Origin of the sequence: Bradyrhizobium sp. SZCCHNR2028, from assembly GCF_032380995.1 — a bacterium.
Taxonomy (GTDB): Bacteria; Pseudomonadota; Alphaproteobacteria; order Rhizobiales; family Xanthobacteraceae; genus Bradyrhizobium.
Genome location: NZ_JAUHJF010000007.1, coordinates 285,876 through 304,799, shown reverse-complemented (window position 1 = coordinate 304,799; position 18,924 = coordinate 285,876). Strand labels below are relative to the sequence as shown.

15 protein-coding genes are annotated in these 18,924 nt (G+C 65.1%); 3 read left to right on the top strand and 12 right to left on the bottom strand.

Annotated features, from left to right (window positions below; all coding sequences use genetic code 11):
* The first annotated feature begins 302 nt into the window (after positions 1-302).
* Complete coding sequence (glsA, locus tag QX121_RS14860) at positions 303-2,162, top strand: glutaminase A (protein WP_315797677.1); 1,860 nt, start codon at positions 303-305, stop codon at positions 2,160-2,162.
* Positions 2,163-2,836: 674 nt separating this feature from the next.
* On the opposite strand, the gene QX121_RS14855 is transcribed toward glsA, so the two are convergent.
* The 4 genes from QX121_RS14855 to QX121_RS14840 all read right to left on the bottom strand — a co-directional run bounded on the left by QX121_RS14855 (position 2,837) and on the right by QX121_RS14840 (position 6,887).
* Positions 2,837-3,193 carry a Zn-ribbon domain-containing OB-fold protein gene (locus tag QX121_RS14855; protein WP_315812314.1) on the bottom strand — a complete coding sequence of 119 codons (357 nt, stop codon included), beginning with the start codon at positions 3,191-3,193 and terminating at the stop codon, positions 2,837-2,839.
* Positions 3,190-4,326, bottom strand: coding sequence for a thiolase family protein (locus QX121_RS14850; protein WP_315812343.1), 1,137 nt, complete (start codon positions 4,324-4,326; stop codon positions 3,190-3,192). Before QX121_RS14850 ends, QX121_RS14855 begins: the two co-directional genes overlap by 4 nt.
* 184 nt (positions 4,327-4,510) lie before the next feature.
* Positions 4,511-5,677 (bottom strand): acyl-CoA dehydrogenase family protein, encoded by a 1,167-nt coding sequence (locus tag QX121_RS14845; protein WP_315812313.1) that lies wholly within the window; start codon positions 5,675-5,677, stop codon positions 4,511-4,513.
* A gap of 4 nt (positions 5,678-5,681) precedes the next feature.
* Positions 5,682-6,887: a CoA transferase gene (locus QX121_RS14840; RefSeq protein ID WP_315812312.1), complete on the bottom strand. Its 1,206-nt coding sequence runs from the start codon at positions 6,885-6,887 to the stop codon at positions 5,682-5,684.
* A gap of 258 nt (positions 6,888-7,145) precedes the next feature.
* Between QX121_RS14840 and QX121_RS14835 the strand changes: the two genes are divergently transcribed.
* Complete coding sequence (locus QX121_RS14835; protein WP_315812311.1) at positions 7,146-7,571, top strand: GFA family protein; 426 nt, start codon at positions 7,146-7,148, stop codon at positions 7,569-7,571.
* Between the two features lie 656 nt (positions 7,572-8,227).
* Here the strand turns inward: QX121_RS14835 and ybaL are convergent.
* A complete protein-coding gene (ybaL, locus tag QX121_RS14830; protein ID WP_315812310.1) occupies positions 8,228-9,976 on the bottom strand; it encodes a YbaL family putative K(+) efflux transporter in 1,749 nt (582 codons plus the stop codon).
* 164 nt (positions 9,977-10,140) lie between these two features.
* On the opposite strand from ybaL, the gene QX121_RS14825 reads away from it, so the two are divergent.
* A complete protein-coding gene (locus tag QX121_RS14825; protein WP_315812309.1) occupies positions 10,141-10,704 on the top strand; it encodes a DinB family protein in 564 nt (187 codons plus the stop codon).
* Positions 10,705-10,928: 224 nt separating this feature from the next.
* Here QX121_RS14825 and QX121_RS14820 read toward each other — a convergent pair whose 3' ends face one another.
* The 7 genes from QX121_RS14820 to QX121_RS14790 all read right to left on the bottom strand — a co-directional run bounded on the left by QX121_RS14820 (position 10,929) and on the right by QX121_RS14790 (position 18,672).
* A complete protein-coding gene (locus QX121_RS14820; protein WP_315812308.1) occupies positions 10,929-11,486 on the bottom strand; it encodes a GNAT family N-acetyltransferase in 558 nt (185 codons plus the stop codon).
* A gap of 160 nt (positions 11,487-11,646) precedes the next feature.
* Positions 11,647-12,816, bottom strand: a complete 1,170-nt coding sequence (locus QX121_RS14815) for an acetyl-CoA acetyltransferase (RefSeq protein ID WP_315770907.1) — start codon at positions 12,814-12,816, stop codon at positions 11,647-11,649.
* A gap of 74 nt (positions 12,817-12,890) precedes the next feature.
* A complete protein-coding gene (denD, locus tag QX121_RS14810; protein ID WP_315812307.1) occupies positions 12,891-13,874 on the bottom strand; it encodes a D-erythronate dehydrogenase in 984 nt (327 codons plus the stop codon).
* Positions 13,875-14,093: 219 nt separating this feature from the next.
* Positions 14,094-15,002 (bottom strand): carbohydrate ABC transporter permease, encoded by a 909-nt coding sequence (locus tag QX121_RS14805; protein WP_315739708.1) that lies wholly within the window; start codon positions 15,000-15,002, stop codon positions 14,094-14,096.
* Complete coding sequence (locus QX121_RS14800; RefSeq protein ID WP_315739707.1) at positions 14,999-15,952, bottom strand: sugar ABC transporter permease; 954 nt, start codon at positions 15,950-15,952, stop codon at positions 14,999-15,001. Before QX121_RS14800 ends, QX121_RS14805 begins: the two co-directional genes overlap by 4 nt.
* Positions 15,953-16,220: 268 nt before the next feature.
* Positions 16,221-17,543 (bottom strand): ABC transporter substrate-binding protein, encoded by a 1,323-nt coding sequence (locus QX121_RS14795; RefSeq protein WP_315739706.1) that lies wholly within the window; start codon positions 17,541-17,543, stop codon positions 16,221-16,223.
* A gap of 67 nt (positions 17,544-17,610) precedes the next feature.
* Positions 17,611-18,672, bottom strand: coding sequence for a sn-glycerol-3-phosphate ABC transporter ATP-binding protein UgpC (locus QX121_RS14790; protein ID WP_315776865.1), 1,062 nt, complete (start codon positions 18,670-18,672; stop codon positions 17,611-17,613).
* Between the last annotated feature and the right edge of the window lie 252 nt (positions 18,673-18,924).

Here is an 18,924-nt window from a genome sequence, read left to right as displayed (position 1 = left end):
GTAGACCGTCTCTAAAAGCCGCCGTTCTTCAGCGTGTTGGCACAAGACTCGGCATCCTTAGACAACGGCCAGCGGCATGCGGGCGTGACGACCATCGCCGGTTCCAAGCGCGGTACCGCAGCGCTGGCTTTCGATCGGCATCGTCCCCGCGCATGGCAACACGGAGCGGTCATCGCGCCCGCAAACCCGCTCAATCGGTGAGCAACGGCAACATTTGACCAGCGTTGCGACAAGTGTGGGCTGGCTGCGCCGTCGCGGCTGCGACATAACCGGCGCGAGACCTTGTTCCCGCCGAGCTTGCCATGACCATCCACCCGAGGCCGATCCGACATCCGCAGCATTGGGCGACGGCCGCGATGCCGCCGCTGCAGCGCTTCCTGTCGGCCTGCCATGCCGACTTCTGGCCTGACCACGACGGCGCGGTCGCGAACTACATTCCCGAGCTCGGTAAAGCCGACCCGACGCATTTCGGCATCAGCCTCGCCACGCTCGACGGCCATGTCTATGAGGTCGGCGACAGCCGCGTGCCGTTCACGATTCAATCGATGTCGAAACCGTTCGTGTTCGCGCTGGCGCTCGATACGCTCGGCTCCGACGAGGTCGAGCGCGTGATTGGCGTCGAGCCGTCGGGCGACCCCTTCAATTCGATCCGGCTCAATGCCGAGAACCACCCGTTCAATCCGATGGTCAATGCCGGCGCGATCGCCTGCAGCGGCCTGATCCGCAGGGCACGGCACGACGACGCCTTCGAGACCATCCGCGATGCGCTCGGCCGCTTCGCCGGCCGCAAGCTCGATGTCGACGACGCGGTGTTCGCATCGGAAGCCGCCACCGGTGATCGCAACCGCGCGATCGCCTATCTGCTGCGGACTTCCGACGTCATCAGGGAGCCTGTCGACGACGTGCTCGCGGTCTACTTCAGGCAATGCGCCGTGCTCGTCACAGCGCGCGACTGCGCGATCATGGCGGCCACGCTCGCCAATCGTGGCGTCAATCCGGTCACCGGCGAGCAGGTGGTGACGCCCTATGCCGTGTCGCGCACGCTGTCGGTGATGACCTCGTCGGGCATGTATGACTTCGCCGGCGAGTGGATCTACCGCGTCGGCATTCCCGCCAAGAGCGGCGTCGGCGGCGGCATCCTGGCAAGCCTGCCGGCACGGCTCGGGCTCGGCAGCTATTCGCCCAGGCTCGACGGTCACGGCAACAGCGTGCGCGGCATCAAGGTCTGCGAGGCGCTGTCGGCGCATTACGGCCTGCACATGCTGAACCGTTCCGACGATGCGCGCACCACGATCATCGCCGACTACGACATCGGCGCCAACCCGTCGCGACGCAGCCGCCGCGCTCAGGAGCGCAACATCCTCACCGCCCATCCCGACGCGGTGCGCGTGCTCGAGCTGGTCGGCACGCTGTCCCTTTCCAGCGTCGACTACGTCTCGCGCCAGCTTGCGGCGAGCACGCGACCGCAATTCGTCATCGTCGACCTCCACCGCGTCACCGCGATGACACAAGCAGGCCTGCGCCTGCTCTCCGAGCTGTTTCACGAGCTCGCCGACTTCCACGTCACCGTCGTGCTGTCGGGCATCCGCCGCAGCTCGCCGGAATGGCAGGAGATCGCGGCCCGTACCGGCGACAGCAAGAACGTGCGCGACTTCTACCTGCTCGACACCGCGATCGAATGGGCCGAGGACCAGATCGTTTATCGCTATGGCGGCGCCATCGATTTCCTCGAAACCACCGAGCTCGCCGAGCAGCCGCTGCTCGCGGGGCTCTCCGCGGACGAGCGCCATGAGCTCGCGGCACTGGCGATCATCCGGCACTATCGGCAGGGCGAACGCATCCTCGCGGCCGGCGATGCTGCGGCCTCGTTGTTCTTCCTGCGCTCCGGCGTCGTCCACGTCACCCTGCCCGACGGCATCCGGCTCGCGACGCTGACGGCAGGGCAATGCTTCGGCGAGATGGCACTGCTGGAGCCCGTGCGCTCCGCCGACGTCGTCGCGGATTTCTCGGCCACCGCTTTCGAGATCTCGCTGGTGGATTTCGAACGTTTCCGGGTGCGACATCCGAAAGCCGGCGAGCGGATCATGCGCAATCTGGCGCAGCTGTTGGCCGAGCGTCTGACTGTCGCCAATGCGCGGCTCAATTTGCTCGCGGCAGACTGATCTCAGTGCGTCGAAGTCCGTCATCGAAGTGTCGCACGCGGTCGAAGCAAACAATTACTCAAGGTTGCAATCCACAGTAACTAACGGCTTTCGGTCGATAATTCGCATCACTCGTATTTGTACGGGCTCGCCTAAACGTTACCGGGACTCGGTCGCAGGACAACCATAAGCGAGCCCAATTCACGCCGCATTACCCGACGATGTTCTGAACCGTCGATGAACGCCGAGTGGGGACTCGCGAAGCGAACGTCGAAGTGGGGTGTTCCGAGTAAAATTCCAGCCGACGTAGCGTGTGTATTTGCGCCACGGAGAGTCGTGTCCAGTGTCCAGGGAGGAACGGCATGAAGGAAGCCACTAAGAGGGCAACGTCGGAGGCACTCGCGCATATGCTGGCGGTGACGTCCATGATCGTCATCGCCAGCGTCCTGTTCTACGGGCGATGAAGGGCTGTCTGGAGGTTCTGCGTCGCAGTTTCTTCATCGCCCGTAGGTAGGAATGTGAGCTTGATTGCTCACGCGAACGACCGAGTAGAGTTGCGTTTGAGTTGGTGAGCGTAGCGTAACAGTTTTGCGTCAATCGCGCGGCGATCCGGGTCGGGACGAATTTGTCATGCGTATCGTCCCGCCTCGGCCGCCTGCGCTTGGCGTGTCCAGTCATAGCGCGGCGCTCCATCGTCATTTCGCCTTCCCGAAGTAAGGCACCGTGCCGCCTGCAAAGGCGACGAAGCGCGCTTCGACCGAATCGCCGATCGCAAGTTCGTGGTCGCCATGGGCCATCATGCGAAAGCCCTCGCGCATATCCACCAGCAAGATGTTGTAGGGCACATGCGCGCGCGTCTCCGGCGTCGCGGCACGGCAGACCAATGATGCCGCATAGATGGTGCCTTCGCCCGTCGCCGCGTGATCGGTGAGCGCAAGCGAGCCGCAGGCCGCGCAGAAGTTGCGGCGGAAATACTGCAGGTGGGCGCAGCACGCGCAGCGCTGAAAGCGAATCGTTGCAGCACCCCTGGTCCAGTCGGCCGATTCGCTCATCGCACCCGCTCCCAGAACATGCTGACATGCGACGACAGCACGCCGCCATCGCCATGCAGCAAGGTCAGCGTGGCGTCGCCCACCTGACGTTGACCCGCCCGCTCCGTCATCTGCAGATGTGCCTCGCTGAGATGCGCCATCGCGCCGCCGACGCCGCAATGGCCATAGCTCAAGAGTCCGCCATGGGTGTTGAGAGGCACCGCGCCGTCACGGCTGAAATTCCCGGCCCTGACCCGCGCCGCAGCCTCGCCGCGGCCGGCGAGCCCAAGGTCTTCGAGCAGCATGCACAGCGTGATGGTGAAGCTGTCATAGACCGCGGCGTAGTCGACGTCGGCGATCTCGATGCCTGCGGCCGCCTTGGCCTTTTTGATCGCGATTTCGGCACCGAGCTCGCTCAGGGCCGGCGCCGCCGTGACGTGCTGATGTGTGTGCGCCTGGGCGCAGCCGCGCACGCGCACCGCTGTCGCTCCGGTCGGCTCGCGGCTGATGATGATGGCGGCGCCGCCGTCGGAGACCGGACAGCAGTCGAGCAGCTTCAGCGGCCGCGCCACCGGCTTCGATGCCATGACGTCGGCGATGGTGATCGGCTCATGGAATTGCGCGCCGGGATGATCGAACGCATGCGCCCGCATCAGCACGGCGAACTCGGCGAGGTCATGCTCGGTGACGCCGTATTCGTGCATGTAGCGCGAGGCGACGAGGCCGTAATAGGCAGGGATGGTCGGCCCCAGCGGCAACTCGTAGTCGGGATGGCCGACTTGCGCCAGCGCCTGGATCGAGGCGTCGCGGCTCTGCCCGGTCAGGCGGTTCTCGCCGGCGACCACGAGCATGTGCTTGACCACGCCGGCCTCGACCAGGTGATGCGCCAGCATCACCATCGCGAGCCCGGTGGCGCCGCCGACCTGGACGGCGTGAGCATAGGACGGCGTGAGGCCGAAATGCTCGGCGAACACGGTCGCGAGCATGATGTGCGGCGACACCGTGGAATAGCCACACAGGATGCCGTCGATGTCGCGCCGCCTCAGCCCGGCATCGTCGAGCGCGAGCTGCGCGGCCAGGCTCATGAGATCGAGCGAGGAGCGGCCGTCGTGTTTGCCGAACGGCGTGAGACCGGTGCCGGTGACGTAGGTCATCTGGCGCACCAAGAGCACCGCTGCGCTCCCCTCCCCCTTGCGGGGAGGGGGCGGGGGTGGGGGTGGCCGCACGAGGAGTCGTCGTGGGGTACCCCCCTCCCTGCCCCTCCCCCACAAGGGGGGAGGGAATGCGGGCAGCGTGCGTCCATCGCGATTGGGTTCATCATTTCAGCAAGAGTTCATCTCAATACGATTTCGGCAGGCCGAGGACCTTCTCGGCGATGAAGGACAAAATCAGTTGCGGGCTGATCGGGGCGATGCGGGGGATCAGGGATTCGCGCAGGTAACGCTCGACGTGATACTCGCGCGCGTAGCCGAAGCCGCCATGGGTCATCACCGCCTGCTCGCAGGCGTGAAAGCCGGCCTCTGCCGCGAGATATTTCGCGGCGTTGGCGGCCGGGCCGCACGCCATGCCCTGGTCATATTGCCAGCCGGCCTGCAGCACCATCAGCCAGGCGGCTTCCAGCTCCATCCAGTTCTTCGCCAGGGGATGCTGGATGCCCTGGTTCTGACCGATCGGGCGATTGAACACGTTGCGCGTCCGCGCATAGGCGCTCGCGCGTGCCAACGCGAGATGACCGAGCCCGACGGCTTCGGCGGCAATCAGGATGCGCTCAGGGTTCATCCCATGCAGAATGTAGTCGAAGCCCCGCCCCTCCTCGCCCAGGCGGTCCTCGACCGGGATCTCGACATCCTCGAAGAACAGCTCGTTGGAGTCGACCGGCTTGCGGCCCATCTTCTCGATCTCGTGCACCTTGATCCGGCTGCGATCGAAATCCGTGTAGAACAGGCTGAGCCCATGGGTCGGGCGCTTCACCTCCTCCAAGGGCGTCGTTCGCGCCAGCAGCAGGATCTTCTCGGCGACCTGCGCGGTCGATATCCACACCTTCTGGCCGTTGACGATGTAGCGGTCGCCCTTGCGCACGGCGCGGGTCTTGAGCTGGGTGGTGTTGAGGCCGGTGTTGGGCTCGGTCACCGCGAAGCAGGCCTTCTCGCTGCCATCGACGATGCCCGGCAGCATCCGCGCGCACTGCTCTTTGGTCCCGAACACGACGACCGGATTGAGCCCGAACACGTTCATGTGGATCGCCGAGGCACCGGACATTCCGGCGCCGGATTCGGCGATGGTGCGCATCATGATCGCAGCATCGAGAATGCCGAGGCCGGAGCCGCCAAACTCCTCGGGGATGCAGATGCCGAGCCAGCCAGCCTCGGCCAAGGCCCGGTGGAAGTCGGCAGGAAAGCCGCCGTCCTTGTCCTTCTTCAGCCAGTAGGCGTCGTCGAAGCGAGCGCAGATTTTGGCCACCGCATCACGGATCGATTCCTGGTTGGCGGAGAGCGCGAAATCCATCGTCTCACTCCCTGGCTGGCGCCGGCGTGGTCACGCCGTCGCGGATCATCGCGGCGATCTCCTCGTCCGAAAATCCAAGCCCGTGCAGGATATCAGCGCCATGCTCGTTCGGCCGTGCCGCCAGACGCTGCGGCTCGGCCTTGGTCTCTGACCAGGTCGCCGAGACGCGGGTGCTGCGGATCGGACCTTCGGTCGGATGTTCGACCACGGGAAAGAAATCGGTCGCCACGAGGTGCGGATCGTTCAGCAGGCTTTCGAGATCGTGCATCGGCATGACCGGAATATCGGCGTCGTCCAGCAGATCGGTCCATTCGGCCGTGGTGCGGGTCTGGAAGATGCGCGCTAGCTCGGCATAGACGAAATCGATGTTGGCGGCACGTCTGGCAAAGCTGTTGAACCTGTCATCCGCGCGCAGGTCGGTGCGGCCGGACGCGGTGAAGAATGCGTCCCATTGCTTGTCGTTGTAGACGATCACGCAGATATGGCCGTCGGCGGTCTTGTAGGGCCGGCGGTCGGGCGACAAATGCCGCGCATAGCCGCCCTTGTCGAGCGGCGGCTCGTAGGTCAGCCCGCCCATGTGGTCGCCCATGATGAAGGCCGACATGGTCTCGAACATCGGCACGTCGAGACGCTGGCCGCGCCCGGTGCGGTCGCGATGCACCAGGCTCGCACAGATCGCGCCGACCGCGGTCAGGCCGACGATGCGGTCGACCAGGGCATTGGGCACATAGCGCGGCGTGCCGTCGCCCGCGACCGCCATCAGGTGCGACAGCGCCGCCCCGCCCTGGATCAGGTCGTCGTAAGCGGGTTTTGCCGCATAGGGGCCGTCCTGTCCGAAGCCGAACACGCCGGCATAGACCAGCCGCGGATTGAGCGCGGAGACCACGTCGTAGCCGAGGTTCAGCCGCGCCATCGCCTGCGGCCGGATGTTGTAGAGCAGCACGTCGGCATCCTTGACCATGCGCAGCGCGGCCTCGCGGCCGGCCGTCTTCTTGAGGTCGAGGCAGATCACGCGCTTGCTGCGGTTGGTGTTGAGGAACACCGGGCCCATGCCGGGATGGTGCCAGGGGCCGATCTTGCGGGTGACGTCTCCTTCCGGCGATTCCACCTTGATGACATCTGCGCCGTAGTCGCCGAGCGTCTGGGCAGCATACGGCCCCATCAGCACGGTGGTCATGTCGATGACCTTGATGCCCGCAAGCGGTCCCATCGTGGCGTCGGCTCCCTCGATCCTTGTTGTCGCCAGAGCTAACGGCACCTGATGTTCCCTAGCAAGCGGGCCTGCGGGTATGGGGCCATGCGTCTGATCCCCCGCCGCAACATTCCGTGTCGCGGATCACGGACGAGGACCGCTGCGCTGCACCAGATGTTCCCTGCAGCGAGCTGCATTCTAGGATTCCATTTCAACGTTCAGGTGTGTCAGCATGCCGGTCCAACATCCAGAACACACACGAGGGAGAACGCTCTCATGACGCTCTATCAGGGCAAATGCTTCTGCGGCACGGTCGAGATCGAGGCCGACGGCGAGCCGGAGGCAATGGGCTATTGCCATTGTTCGTCGTGCCGGTCCTGGTCGGCCGGCCCGGTCAACGCCTTCACCCTGTGGAAGCCACAGAGCGTGCGGGTGACAAGGGGCGCCGATGCGATCGGCACCTACCACAAGACCGACATGAGCTACCGCAAGTACTGCACCAAGTGTGGCGGACATCTGATGACCGACCACCCGCCGCTCGGCATGATCGACGTCTATGCCGCGACGATTCCGACGCTGAAGTTCACGCCCGGCGTGCACGTCAACTACGCGGAAACGGTGCTGCCCATCAGGGACGGCCTGCCGAAGCTGAAGGATTTCCCGGCCGAGTTCGGCGGCTCCGGCGAGATGATGCCGGAGTAAGGCAAGGTCTGCTTCCAGCAACCACGCGAGCATCAGGGGCCTCGCGACAGGGTCTGTCCGAGCTGTGCTGATCGAAGCCGCCCCCTTCGAAACAGAGGGCGCAGGGAAGGCCGGGTGCCGACTGGCACCCGTGGCCCCCGTGCGAAAGAAAGCACGGGGAGAGAACCACAGGTTCAGCCGGACCGACCCGGCCTTCCCTGCGCGATGGTTTTCACGCTTACTTCGCGATCTCCTCGGTGCACCGGCTTTTGGCCACCGTCGCCGTTGGGATCATCATGCCCCTTAGGCTTGGCATCAGCGTCGGGATGCCGGGACCACGCGACTTCACGTCCGCGCCATGCCGTTCGTCCGCGCAGACAAGCTACGCTGCGACACGTCGCGGCCACCGCCTCCCTGCCTCAACGTTCGTGACGATCGCGAAGCGCCCCTCGTGGCGAAGCAGGATGGCGGGAGTGAAACATATTTTCTGTAAAAACGAAACATGAATATTTTTCGCGCGGGGACTGGACAGGGCAAATCAGCCTGAAGGCACAAGCGAAATTCGCCGCTCGACGCAGCCATAGGCCCGAAGCCCGGATGAGCGAAGCGATATGCGGGGTCACACGAGCTGTGCGAATGAACCCGGGTGTCGCTTCGCTCACCCGGGGCTGCGCGTTCTACGCCTGGATCTGCACCCCCTCCGCCGTCCGCTCCGGCGCCAGCTCGGGGGCGGCGTCGGGTGGCCTCGTATCCAATTCCTCGATCATGCCGCGCGCGATCTCGCGCTCGCCCATGATGACCTTGTCGGCGCCCAGCGACTTGAGATGATCGACCTCGGCATCGGAATGCGCCCGCGCCACGATGTGCAGCGCCGGATTGGCGGCGCGCGCCTGCTCGACGATCTGTCCGGCCTCGAACGCCTCGGGGATGGCGATGACGAGCGCGTGCGCCAGGGCCGGATTGGTCGCCCGCAGCACGTTGCTGCGCGCGGCGTTGCCCGTGATGGTCTCGACGCCATCGCTCTTCAATTGCTCGAGGATGTCCTCCGACGTCTCCACCACAAGGAACGGATGCCCGCGCTGCTGCAGCGCCTCGCCGACGAGGCGTCCGACGCGGCCATAGCCGACGATGATCGTGTGCTCGGTCAGTTGCGTCACCGGGATCTCGGCCGGCGGTGTTGCGGCCGGCGTCGAGGCATCGGCGCGGCGGCGCTCCAGCCGCGGCAGCAGCCAATCGAGCGCGGCGAACATCAGCGGATTGAGCATGATCGAGATGATGGCACCGGCCAGGATCAGGTCGCGGCCCGCTTTCGGCAGCAGGTTCGAGGCACCGCCGATCTCGGCGAGGATGAAGGAGAACTCGCCGATCTGGGCGAGGCTCGCGGAGATCGTCAGCGCCGTCGACGTGGGATGGCGGAATGCGATCACGATCAGGAACGCGGCAACCGACTTGCCGAACAGGATGATGAACAGGGTGGCGAGGAGCGGCCAGGGCTCGCGGATGATGCTTCCCGGATCGAACAGCATGCCGGCGGAGACGAAGAACAGCACCGCGAAGGCATCGCGCAGCGGCAGCGACTCCTGCGCGGCGCGCTGGCTCAGCGGCGACTCGCCGAGCATCATGCCGGCGAAGAAGGCGCCGAGCGCGAGCGACACGCCGAACAGTTTTGTCGATCCGAAGGCGACGCCGAGCGCGATCGCGAGCACGGCGAGGCGGAACAGCTCGCGCGAGCCGGTGTGGGCGATGTAGTGCAGGATCCACGGGATCAAGCGGCGGCCGACCAGCAGCATCACCGCCATGAACACGCCGATCTTGACGAAGGTCAGCAGCAGCACGCCGGTCAGCCCGAGGCCGAAGCGGGCGGCGAGCGGATCGGCGGCGGCGACGTCGCCATTGCCGTTCTGCAGGCTGGCAAGGGCCGGGATCAGCACCAGCGCCAGCACCATCGCGAGATCCTCGACGATCAGCCAGCCGACCGCGATGCGGCCACGCTCGGTGTCCATCAGCCGGCGCTCCTGCATCGCGCGCAGCAGCACCACGGTGCTGGCGACCGAGAGCGCGAGACCGAACACGAGCCCCCCGCCGATCGACCAGCCCATCGCCCAGCTCAAGGCCATGCCCATCAGGGTCGCCACCGTGATCTGCACGATCGCGCCGGGCACGGCGATGGCGCGCACCGACATCAGGTCCTTGAGCGAGAAATGCAGGCCGACGCCGAACATCAGGAGAATGATGCCGAGCTCGGCCAGTTCGGTCGCCAGCGCCTGGTCGGCGACGAAGCCCGGCGTAAATGGACCGACGGCAACGCCGGCGAGGAGGTAGCCGACCAGCGGCGGGAACCGGAACCGCTGCGCGAGCGCTCCGAAGACGAAGGCCAGTCCAAGGCCGGCGACGATGGTCGCGATGAGGGGTGTGTCGTGCGGCATCTCAACTTGTTGCACAGGAGGCGCAGCGATGCACCGCGACCAATTGTGGCAGAGTTCCGCAACGCGCATGGGGATGGTGCACGGATGGCTGCGGAAATCGGTGGTGAATGGCGTGATCAGTTCCGTATGATCTGCGGCGAGCCATCACGGGGTGCCCTGTCCCAATGCCCGCCGATCTCGTCCAGACCTTTCGCGCCCTCGCCTATAACAATGCATGGGCCAATCACCGGCTGCTGACCGCCTGCGGCCAGCTCAGCGCCGAGGATTTCGCCGCCGAGCGCACGGGCTTTTTCCCGAGCCTGCAGCGGACGCTGAACCACATCTACATCATCGATCTGTTCTACATCGATGCGCTGGAAGGCGGCTGGCTCGGCCCGATGGCGTGGCAGAACGAGGTGCCGTTCCCGCGCCTGGCCGATCTTGCGAAGGCGCAGAGCGCGATGGACCGCCGCCTGATCGCGTTCTGCGAGGCGCTGACACCGGCGCGGCTCGACGTGAACGTACGCATCAACCGCGAGAGCCGCGTGCAGAACGAGCGCTGCGACCGCCTCCTGCTGCATCTGTTCCAGCACGACATCCACCACCGCGGCCAGGCGCATGCGATGCTGTCGAGCACGTCGGTGAAGCCGCCGCAGCTGGATGAGTTCTTTCCGGCGGATGACGCCTCGTTCCGGACGAAGGATTTTGCCGAGCTCGGCTTCAGCGAGGAAAAGGTCTGGAAGCCGTAGCCCGGATGAGCGCAGCGACATCCGGGGTCACACGAGCTGTCGCGATGGACCCGGATATCGCTGCGCTCATCCGGGCTACCAGAATGGCACCCTGGGGTGGGCAAAGGCGCTGCCGCGCTCTCTCCACGCATGCGCTCGCAATGGCGCCGTGCCCACCATCCTGCTGATGCGCACGCCGCCCGACGGTGGGCACGCTGCCGCCTTCGGCGGCCGCTTTGCCCACCCTACCGCATCTCGCTCTTGGCCCACATCTCGCGTGGCAGCCGGTACATCACCTGCCGGCGCAGCGGACTGTCCGCCTCGACCCGCGGATGATCGAAATCGGACGCTTCGTCGCGGCTCATGCCGAGCTTGCGCATGACGTTCTGCGAGGCGTGATTGGCCGGCGCGGCATAGGCGATGATCTCATCAAGGCCGAGCTCATCGAAGCCGAACGCGAGCGACGCGCGCGCTGCCTCCGTCGCGATCCCCTGCCCCCAGGCCGCGCGCGCCAGCCGCCAGCCGATCTCGACCGCCGGCGTGAACGGCGCGTCGAAGGTGACGCGGAACAGACCGGTGGCGCCGAGGAAAGTGCCGGTGGCGCGGTCTTCGACCACCCAGAAGCCGAAGCCGTGCGCGGCCTGATGGGCGATCTGGAAATCGATCCACCGGTCCGAGTCCTGCCGCGTTGGCAGCGCGCGGAGGAATTGCATCACGGCCGGATCGGCGGACATCGCCGCGAACGGCGCCCGGTCCTCGTCGCGCCACTCGCGCAAGGTCAGACGTTCGGTGGAGATGATCATGATAGGCAATCGGACCAGCGAATGACAAAGAGCTTCCGCATCGCGGAAGCTCTCCTGTATCACCGTCATTGCGAGGAGCGCAGCGACGACGCAATCCAGGGCAGCATGCTCGGCCCTGGATTGCGTCGCTTCGCTCGCAATGACGGAGTATGGACCTCGCCTACTTCGCCGGCTCCAGGATCGAGACGTAGTTCGCGACCGCCGCACCGCCCATGTTGAAGATGCCGCCGAGCTTGGCGTTGGGGAGCTGCATGCCCTCGGGCGCCGTGCCGGTGAGCTGCATGGCGGTCATGACGTGCATGGAGACGCCGGTGGCGCCGATCGGGTGGCCCTTGGCCTTGAGGCCGCCGGACGGATTGACCGGCAGCTTGCCGTCCTTGAGCGTCCAGCCTTCCTTGATGGCGCGGGCGCCCTGCCCTTTCGGGGTCAGGCCCATCGCTTCGTACTCAATCAGCTCGGCGACGGTGAAGCAGTCATGGGTCTCGACGAAGGAGAGATCGGACAGCGTGACGCCCGCCTTCTCCAGCGCGCGCTGCCAGGCCACCGTGCAGCCCTCGAAGGCGAGGATGTCGCGCTTGGACATCGGCAGGAAATCCTGCGCGTGCGCGGTGGCGCGGACATTGACCGCCTTGGCGAACGACTTCGCGGTCTCGCTGTCGGCCAGCACCAGCGCGGCGGCGCCGTCGGACACCAGCGAGCAGTCGGTGCGCTTCAGGGGGCCGGCAACATAGGGGTTCTTCTCGCTCTCGGAGCGGCAGAACTCGAACCCGAAATCCTTGCGCATCTGCGCATAGGGGTTGGCGACGCCGTTCTTGTGGTTCTTGGCTGCGATCAGCGCCAGCGCGTCGGACTGGTCGCCGTATTTCTGGAAGTAGCCCTGCGCGATCTTGCCGAACACGCCGGCGAAGCCGCCGACGGTGTCGCCATCCTCCGGCAGGTACGAGGCCTTGAGCAGGTTCTTGCCGATCTCCGGGCCCGGCGTGCGCGTCATCTGCTCGACGCCCACGACCAGCACGATTTTCGCGGCGCCGGCAGCGATGGCACGGATGCCCTGGTGCACGGCAGCCGAGCCCGTGGCGCAGGCGTTCTCGACCCGCGTCGCCGGCTTGAAGCGCAGCGCCGGGTCGGCCTGCAGCACCAGCGACGCCGTGAAGTCCTGGGGCGAGAAGCCGGCGTTGAAATGGCCGAGCACGATCTCGTCGACGTCACCGGCCGAGATGCCGGCATCTGCGATCGCCTCGTTGGCGACCTTGACGACGAGGCTCTCGACGGTCTCGGCGTCGAACTTTCCGAACGGCGTATGCGCCCATCCGACGATGCTGGCGGTCATGCTGTCTCTCCCGAATGTCTCCCTGCCCTCAAATGGCGCTTTGCGCCATTTGAGTCCAGAGGCTGGTGGCGGTCTCAGGCCACGAACTTACCACCGAGTTCGTCCTCGATGTGAATCCGGATGATGTCGTCGAAGGTCTTTTCTTCCGTAGTGAAGCCGAGTTCGCGGGCCCGCTTGGCCTCGAAATTCCGCGGCCAGCCGTTGACGATGCCGATGATGAAGGGATCGGGAACCCGCTTGATGCGAGCCGCGACGTTATCGCCAGCGACGCGCCGGAGCGCGGCAATCTGCTCGCCCACCGTCGCCGACAGGCCGGGCATGGTGAGGTTGCGGCGCGGGCCGATCCGCGCGGTGTCCATGGTCGCGGCATGCAGGAGGAAGCCGACAGCGGAGCGCGGCGTCGCGTGCCAGTGCCGGACGTCCTCGGACACCGGCAGCACGGCCTCCTTGCCGGCCAAGGGCTCGCGCAGGATGTTGGAGAAGAAGCCGGAGGCGGCCTTGTTGGGCGCGCCGGGGCGGATGCAGATGGTCGGCAGGCGGATGCCGACGCCGTCGAAGAAGCCGCGGCGGGAATAATCGGCCAGCAGCAGCTCGCCGATCGCCTTCTGGGTGCCGTAGCTGAGCAGCGGCGCATTGACGAACTCGTCGCCGATCGCGTCGGGGAACGGCGCGCCGAACACCGCGATCGACGAGGTGAAGACCAGCCGCGGCTTGTAGCCGTCGCCGATCAGCCTGACCGCGTCGAACAGCATCCGCGTGCCGTCGAGATTGATGCGGTAGCCCTTGTCGAAATCGAGCTCGGCCTCGCCCGAGACGATCGCGGCTAGGTGGAAGATCACGTCGGGGCGCGCGGCGACCAGCTTCTCGGCAAAGCCCGGGACAGCGAAATCGCCGGCGATGGTCTCGACCGCGATGGACGTGTCGGGCTTGGCCGGGGCCACGATGTCCTGCAGCGTCATGCGGGTGATGGCGCTGTCGCCGAGGCGGCCGTCGCGCACGAGCCGCTCGACCAGCTTGCGTCCGACCATGCCGGCGGCGCCGAGAACGAGAATATGCAAGGGAATGCTCCTTCAAAATGTAGGGTGGGCAAAGGCGCATAGCGCCGTGCCCACCGCAGCACCGGGTGATGCCGGACGACGGTGGGCACGCTTCGCTTTGCCCACCCTACGAAAACTGGTCGTCATTGCGAGGAGCGAAGCGACGAAGCAATCCAGAGTCTTCTCCATAGCTCTGGATTGCTTCGCTGCGCTCGCAATGACGGAATACGCGAATCTCGCCTACTCCTTCACCGCGCCGGTCATGGCCGACACATAGTGCTCGACGAAGAAGGCGTAAAGGATCACGAGCGGCAGCGAGCCGACCAGGGCGCCAGCCATCAGCGATCCCCATTTGTAGATGTCGCCGTCGACGAACTCGTTGACGATCGCGACCGGCACCGTCTTGTTCGGCGTCGACTGCAGGAAGGTCAGCGCGTAGATGAACTCGTTCCAGCACAGGGTGAACGAGAAGATGAAGGCCGAGATCAGGCCGGGCACCGCGAGCGGCACCACGATCTTGACCAGGATCTGCCAGCGGCTGGCGCCGTCGATCAGGGCGCATTCCTCGAGCTCGAACGGGATCGTCTTGAAGTAGCCCATCAAGAGCCAGGTCGAGAACGGGATGAGAAGCGTCGGATAGACCAGGATCAAGGACAGCGGCGAGTCGAACAGCCCGTAGGCCTGGATCACCGAGGCCAGCGGGATGAACAGGATCGACGGCGGCACCAGATAGGCGAAGAAGATCAGCACGCCGACGGTGTCGGCGCCCTTGAAGCGCAACCGAACGATCGCGTAGGCCGCGAGCACGGAGGCGAAGATCGACAGCGTGGTCGCGCCGACCGCGACGTACATCGTGTTCCAGAGCCAGCGCGGATACTGCGTCTCGAACAGCAGCTTGGAGATGTGCTTGAAGGTCGGATGCACCACCCAGAACGGATTGTACTTCTCCATGTCGATCAGTTGCTCGTCGGGTTTGATCGACGTCAGCCCCATCCAGTAGAACGGGAACAGCAGCACCACGAGGATGATGAACAGCGGCAGATACAGCGTGATCAGCCGGCGCGGCAGCGATTCGAGGTAGCTCATGCCCTCGGATTCGTCGGAGCCGGCCGTGGTGGGCGCCTTGGCGTGCAGCGTGGTGTCGGTCATTGGTCGGATCCTTGCTGCCATTTGCGCCGTTGCATGCCGAACCAGGAGATCGCGATCGCCGCCATCAGGAACGGGATCATGGCGGTCGCGATCGCGGCGCCCTCGCCGAGCCGTCCGGAGATGATGCCGCGCTGATAGCTCAGCGTCGCCATCAGGTGGGTGGCGTTGACGGGGCCGCCACGGGTGAGTGCCCAGATCAGCTGGAAGTCGGTAAAGGTGAACAGCACCGAGAAGGTCATGACGACTGCGATGATCGGCGTCAGCAGCGGATAGGTGATGAAGCGGAAGCGCTGCCAACTGGTGGCGCCGTCGAGCGTGGCGGCCTCATAGAGCGAGGGTGACACGGTCTGCAGGCCGGCCAGCAAGGTGATGGCGACGAACGGCACGCCGCGCCAGATGTTGGCGATGATGACGGAGGCACGCGCCCAGTTGGTGTCACCGAGAAAGTTGATGTTCTGAGTGATGACCCCGAGCTTGATCAGCGACCAGGAGATGATCGAGAACTGCGAATCGTAGATCCACCAGAACGCGATCGCCGACAGCACGGTCGGCACGATGAAGGGGATCAACACGATGGCGCGGATCATGGCCTTGAACGGCATGTGCCGGTTCAGCAGCAGCGCGAGATACAGGCCGATCGCGAATTTGATGGCGCTCGCGACGATCGTGTAGAGCAGCGTGTTGAACACCGACAGCCAGAAGATCGAGTCGTCCCACAGCCATTCGTAGTTCTCGACCCCGACGAAGACGCCGGTGCGGCCGATCTTCTCGTCGGTGAAGCTCATCCAGACGCCGAGCCCCAGCGGATAGGCCAGGAACAGGATCAGGAAAGCCGCCGCGGGCAGCATGAACCACAGCGCAATGACATTGCGGTTGGTCTTGATGCGCACCCATGCCGAGGGCTCGCCGACGGCGGCGCCTCGCGGCAACGAGGTCTGAATGGTACTCATGGGTCGAGCAACTCCCTTCGAACCGTAGGGTGGGCAAAGCGTAGCGTGCCCACCGGCGTTCGGGACGGATAGAAAAGTCGTTCCGTCATTGCGAGCGAAGCGAAGCAATCCAGGGCCGAGCAAAGAAACTGGATTGCTTCGTCGCCTTCGGCTCCTCGCAATGACGACAGTCAGCAACCCGTATGGTGGGCACGGCGCGCGATAGATCGCGATCTCTCGATTCGATCTCGGCGCGCCTTTGCCCACCCTACAAGGTCGGCGATCTTCCTCAGCGGAAGATGCGCTTGGCGGAGCGCTCGGCGCTCGCCATCGCCGTCTTCACGTCCTCGCGGCCCGTGCAGTAGTTCGCGAACATGTCGACCAGGACGAAGTCGGCGATCGCGGCCGCAGCCGCCTCGCCGAGCTTGCCGAGGCCGGCCGGCGTGGTCGCGGTCGCCGCGACCTCGCGATACGGCGTGTTCTTCGGATCGACGGTCCAGATCGGGTTGGCGTCGTAACCCTTCAGGAAGTGCGAGAGATAGCCCTGCGCCGCCTCGATCCATGGATTGAACTGCTCCGGCTCCAGCAGGAAGGCGGTGAACGCCTTGCAGGTCTGCGGGTACTTGGAGAAGTTGAACACCAGGATCGGGAAGCCCAAATGCATCTCGCGGGTCTTGCCGTCGAGGCCGGGCGGCAGATGCGCGTGGTTCATGTCCTCGGCGATCTGCGGCGCCTCCTTCTTGGCGGTGACATAGATCGAGATGCCGTTGACGGTCGCGTAGAGCTGGCCGGCCAGGAACGCCTTGTTGTTGGACGAGTCGTTCCACGACGCGGTGCCCGGCACGAAATTGTCGTACAGGCCCTTGACGTATTCGAGCGCCTTGGCGGTCTCAGGCGAGTTGATGACGACCTTGTTGTCCTTGTCGATCAGATTGCCGCCATGCGCCCACAGCGCCCAGTGCACCCAGCCATTGGCGTCGCCCGAGGCGTGGCCGAGCGCCATGCCGCCCGGGGTGCCGTTCTTGTTCATCGCCTTGAAGAACTCGGACAGGCCGGCGAGATCCTTCGGGAACTGCTTGAAGCCGGCCTTCTCGGCCGCCGAGATGCGGTAGTTGACGAGGCCGCCGGTGGCGGCCACCGGGATGCCGATCCACTTGCCGTCGAGCATGCCATAGGCCTTGCCCGAGTCGGTCCAGCCGCCGCACTTCTTGCCGAGGTAATCGGCGACGTCGGTCATGTCGACGCACTTGTTGGAGAACAGGAAGGGCAGCGTGTAGAGGCCCCACACCATGTCGAGCCCCTGCCCCGTATTGGCCGCGACCGAGGCCTTGGGCTGGACGTCGTCATAGGATTCGTTGGAGACGTTGATGGTGACGTTGTTGGCCTTCTGGAAGGCGTCGACGATCTTCATGAAGGCCACGTCCTCGGCCTCGACGAAGCGCTTCCAGCGCATCATGTTGATCTTGGCGCCGGGCTCCGGCTTGAAGGGCGAGGTCTGCGCCCAGGCCTTGGCGTAGCCGAGCAGGTCCTCGGCCGACATGGTCGCGGCAGCCGCCAGCAAGGTCGCGCCGCCCTTGAGCAGAGACCGTCGATCGGTGGGGAAATGAGCCATCTGAAGTTTTCTCCCGTTGAGTATTTTGCTTGTTTTGCTTGTTGTCAGTTCCGCGCCGTGCGGCTGGTCAAATTCTCCGGCCGCTGTCCTTGTCGAACAGATGCGCCGCCGACGCGCGCGGACGCAAATGGATCTTCGCCCCAGGATTGACCTCGTGGCGATCGCGGAACACCGCGATGATGTCCTGGGTGCCGATGCGGGCGACGATCTGCGTCTCCGAGCCGGTCGGCTCGACCACGACCACTTCGGCCTCGATGCCGTCATCGGCGAGTTCGAGATGCTCGGGCCTGACGCCGTAGACGACGGGGCGGCCGTCGGAGGCAGACGGCGCGGTGAGGATCGGCAGCCTGGCGCCGTTCTCGGTCTCGACATAGACCGAGCCGTTGGACTTGAGGTGGCCGTTGAGGAAGTTCATCGCCGGCGAGCCGATGAAGCCGGCCACAAACTGGTTGTCCGGCTTGTCGTAGAGATCGAGTGGCGAGCCCATCTGCTCGACGATACCATCATGCATCACGACGATCTTGTCGGCCATCGTCATGGCCTCGATCTGGTCGTGGGTGACGTAGACGGTGGTGGTCTTGAGCCGCTGATGCAGCTCCTTGATCTCGGTGCGCATCGCGACGCGCAGCTTGGCGTCGAGGTTCGACAACGGCTCGTCGAACAGGAACACCTGCGGATCGCGCACGATGGCGCGGCCCATCGCGACGCGCTGGCGCTGGCCACCGGAGAGCTGGCGCGGATAGCGGTCGAGCAGCGGCGTCAGCGCCAGGATCTCGGCGGCGCGCGCGACGCCCTTCTTGATGTCCTCGGGCCGTGCGCCGCGCAGCTTCAGCGAGAAGCCCATGTTGTCGGCGACCGTCATATGCGGATAGAGCGCGTAGTTCTGGAACACCATCGCGATGTCGCGCTCTTTCGGCTGCACGTTGTTGACGACGCGCTCTCCGATCGAGATGGTTCCGGCGGTGATGTTCTCGAGCCCTGCGAGCATGCGCAGCAGCGTCGACTTGCCGCAGCCGGACGGCCCGACCAGCACGACGAACTCGCCATCCTCGATCGGAATCGTCACGCCGTGCAGCACCTCGAATCCGCCGAATGATTTGCGCACGTCGCGAATTTGCACCGACGACATCAATTTCCTCCTCAAAGACCGACAGCATTGGCTGCTTGCCGGCGGCATTCTGACCGTTGTTCTCGGCCGTTTGATCAGGCCGCTTGTCGTTTTGTAGTCTTGGTCGTGCAGTCTTGTTTTTGGTGGCCTTGTTGTTGGCTCTGGTCGCTCCGACTGGATCTGAAACAAGGACCAGCTCGGCTGACATTGTCCGCAGTTCAGTTCGCTTCCGCAATGCCTCGCTTAGCAACCGCGTGATAGCGCTGTCAATAT

Coding starts and splice junctions, on each gene's coding strand:
- QX121_RS14825 (WP_315812309.1), top strand. CDS start 10,141: ATGCCCGCCGATCTCGTCCAGACCTTTCGCGCCCTCGCCTATAACAAT.
- QX121_RS14815 (WP_315770907.1), bottom strand. CDS start 12,816: ATGACCGCCAGCATCGTCGGATGGGCGCATACGCCGTTCGGAAAGTTC.
- QX121_RS14790 (WP_315776865.1), bottom strand. CDS start 18,672: ATGTCGTCGGTGCAAATTCGCGACGTGCGCAAATCATTCGGCGGATTC.
- ybaL (WP_315812310.1), bottom strand. CDS start 9,976: ATGCCGCACGACACACCCCTCATCGCGACCATCGTCGCCGGCCTTGGA.
- QX121_RS14805 (WP_315739708.1), bottom strand. CDS start 15,002: ATGACCGACACCACGCTGCACGCCAAGGCGCCCACCACGGCCGGCTCC.
- QX121_RS14795 (WP_315739706.1), bottom strand. CDS start 17,543: ATGGCTCATTTCCCCACCGATCGACGGTCTCTGCTCAAGGGCGGCGCG.
- QX121_RS14850 (WP_315812343.1), bottom strand. CDS start 4,326: ATGACCTACGTCACCGGCACCGGTCTCACGCCGTTCGGCAAACACGAC.
- QX121_RS14800 (WP_315739707.1), bottom strand. CDS start 15,952: ATGAGTACCATTCAGACCTCGTTGCCGCGAGGCGCCGCCGTCGGCGAG.
- QX121_RS14840 (WP_315812312.1), bottom strand. CDS start 6,887: ATGGGACCGCTTGCGGGCATCAAGGTCATCGACATGACCACCGTGCTG.
- QX121_RS14845 (WP_315812313.1), bottom strand. CDS start 5,677: ATGGATTTCGCGCTCTCCGCCAACCAGGAATCGATCCGTGATGCGGTG.
- glsA (WP_315797677.1), top strand. CDS start 303: ATGACCATCCACCCGAGGCCGATCCGACATCCGCAGCATTGGGCGACG.
- QX121_RS14855 (WP_315812314.1), bottom strand. CDS start 3,193: ATGAGCGAATCGGCCGACTGGACCAGGGGTGCTGCAACGATTCGCTTT.
- QX121_RS14820 (WP_315812308.1), bottom strand. CDS start 11,486: ATGATCATCTCCACCGAACGTCTGACCTTGCGCGAGTGGCGCGACGAG.
- QX121_RS14835 (WP_315812311.1), top strand. CDS start 7,146: ATGACGCTCTATCAGGGCAAATGCTTCTGCGGCACGGTCGAGATCGAG.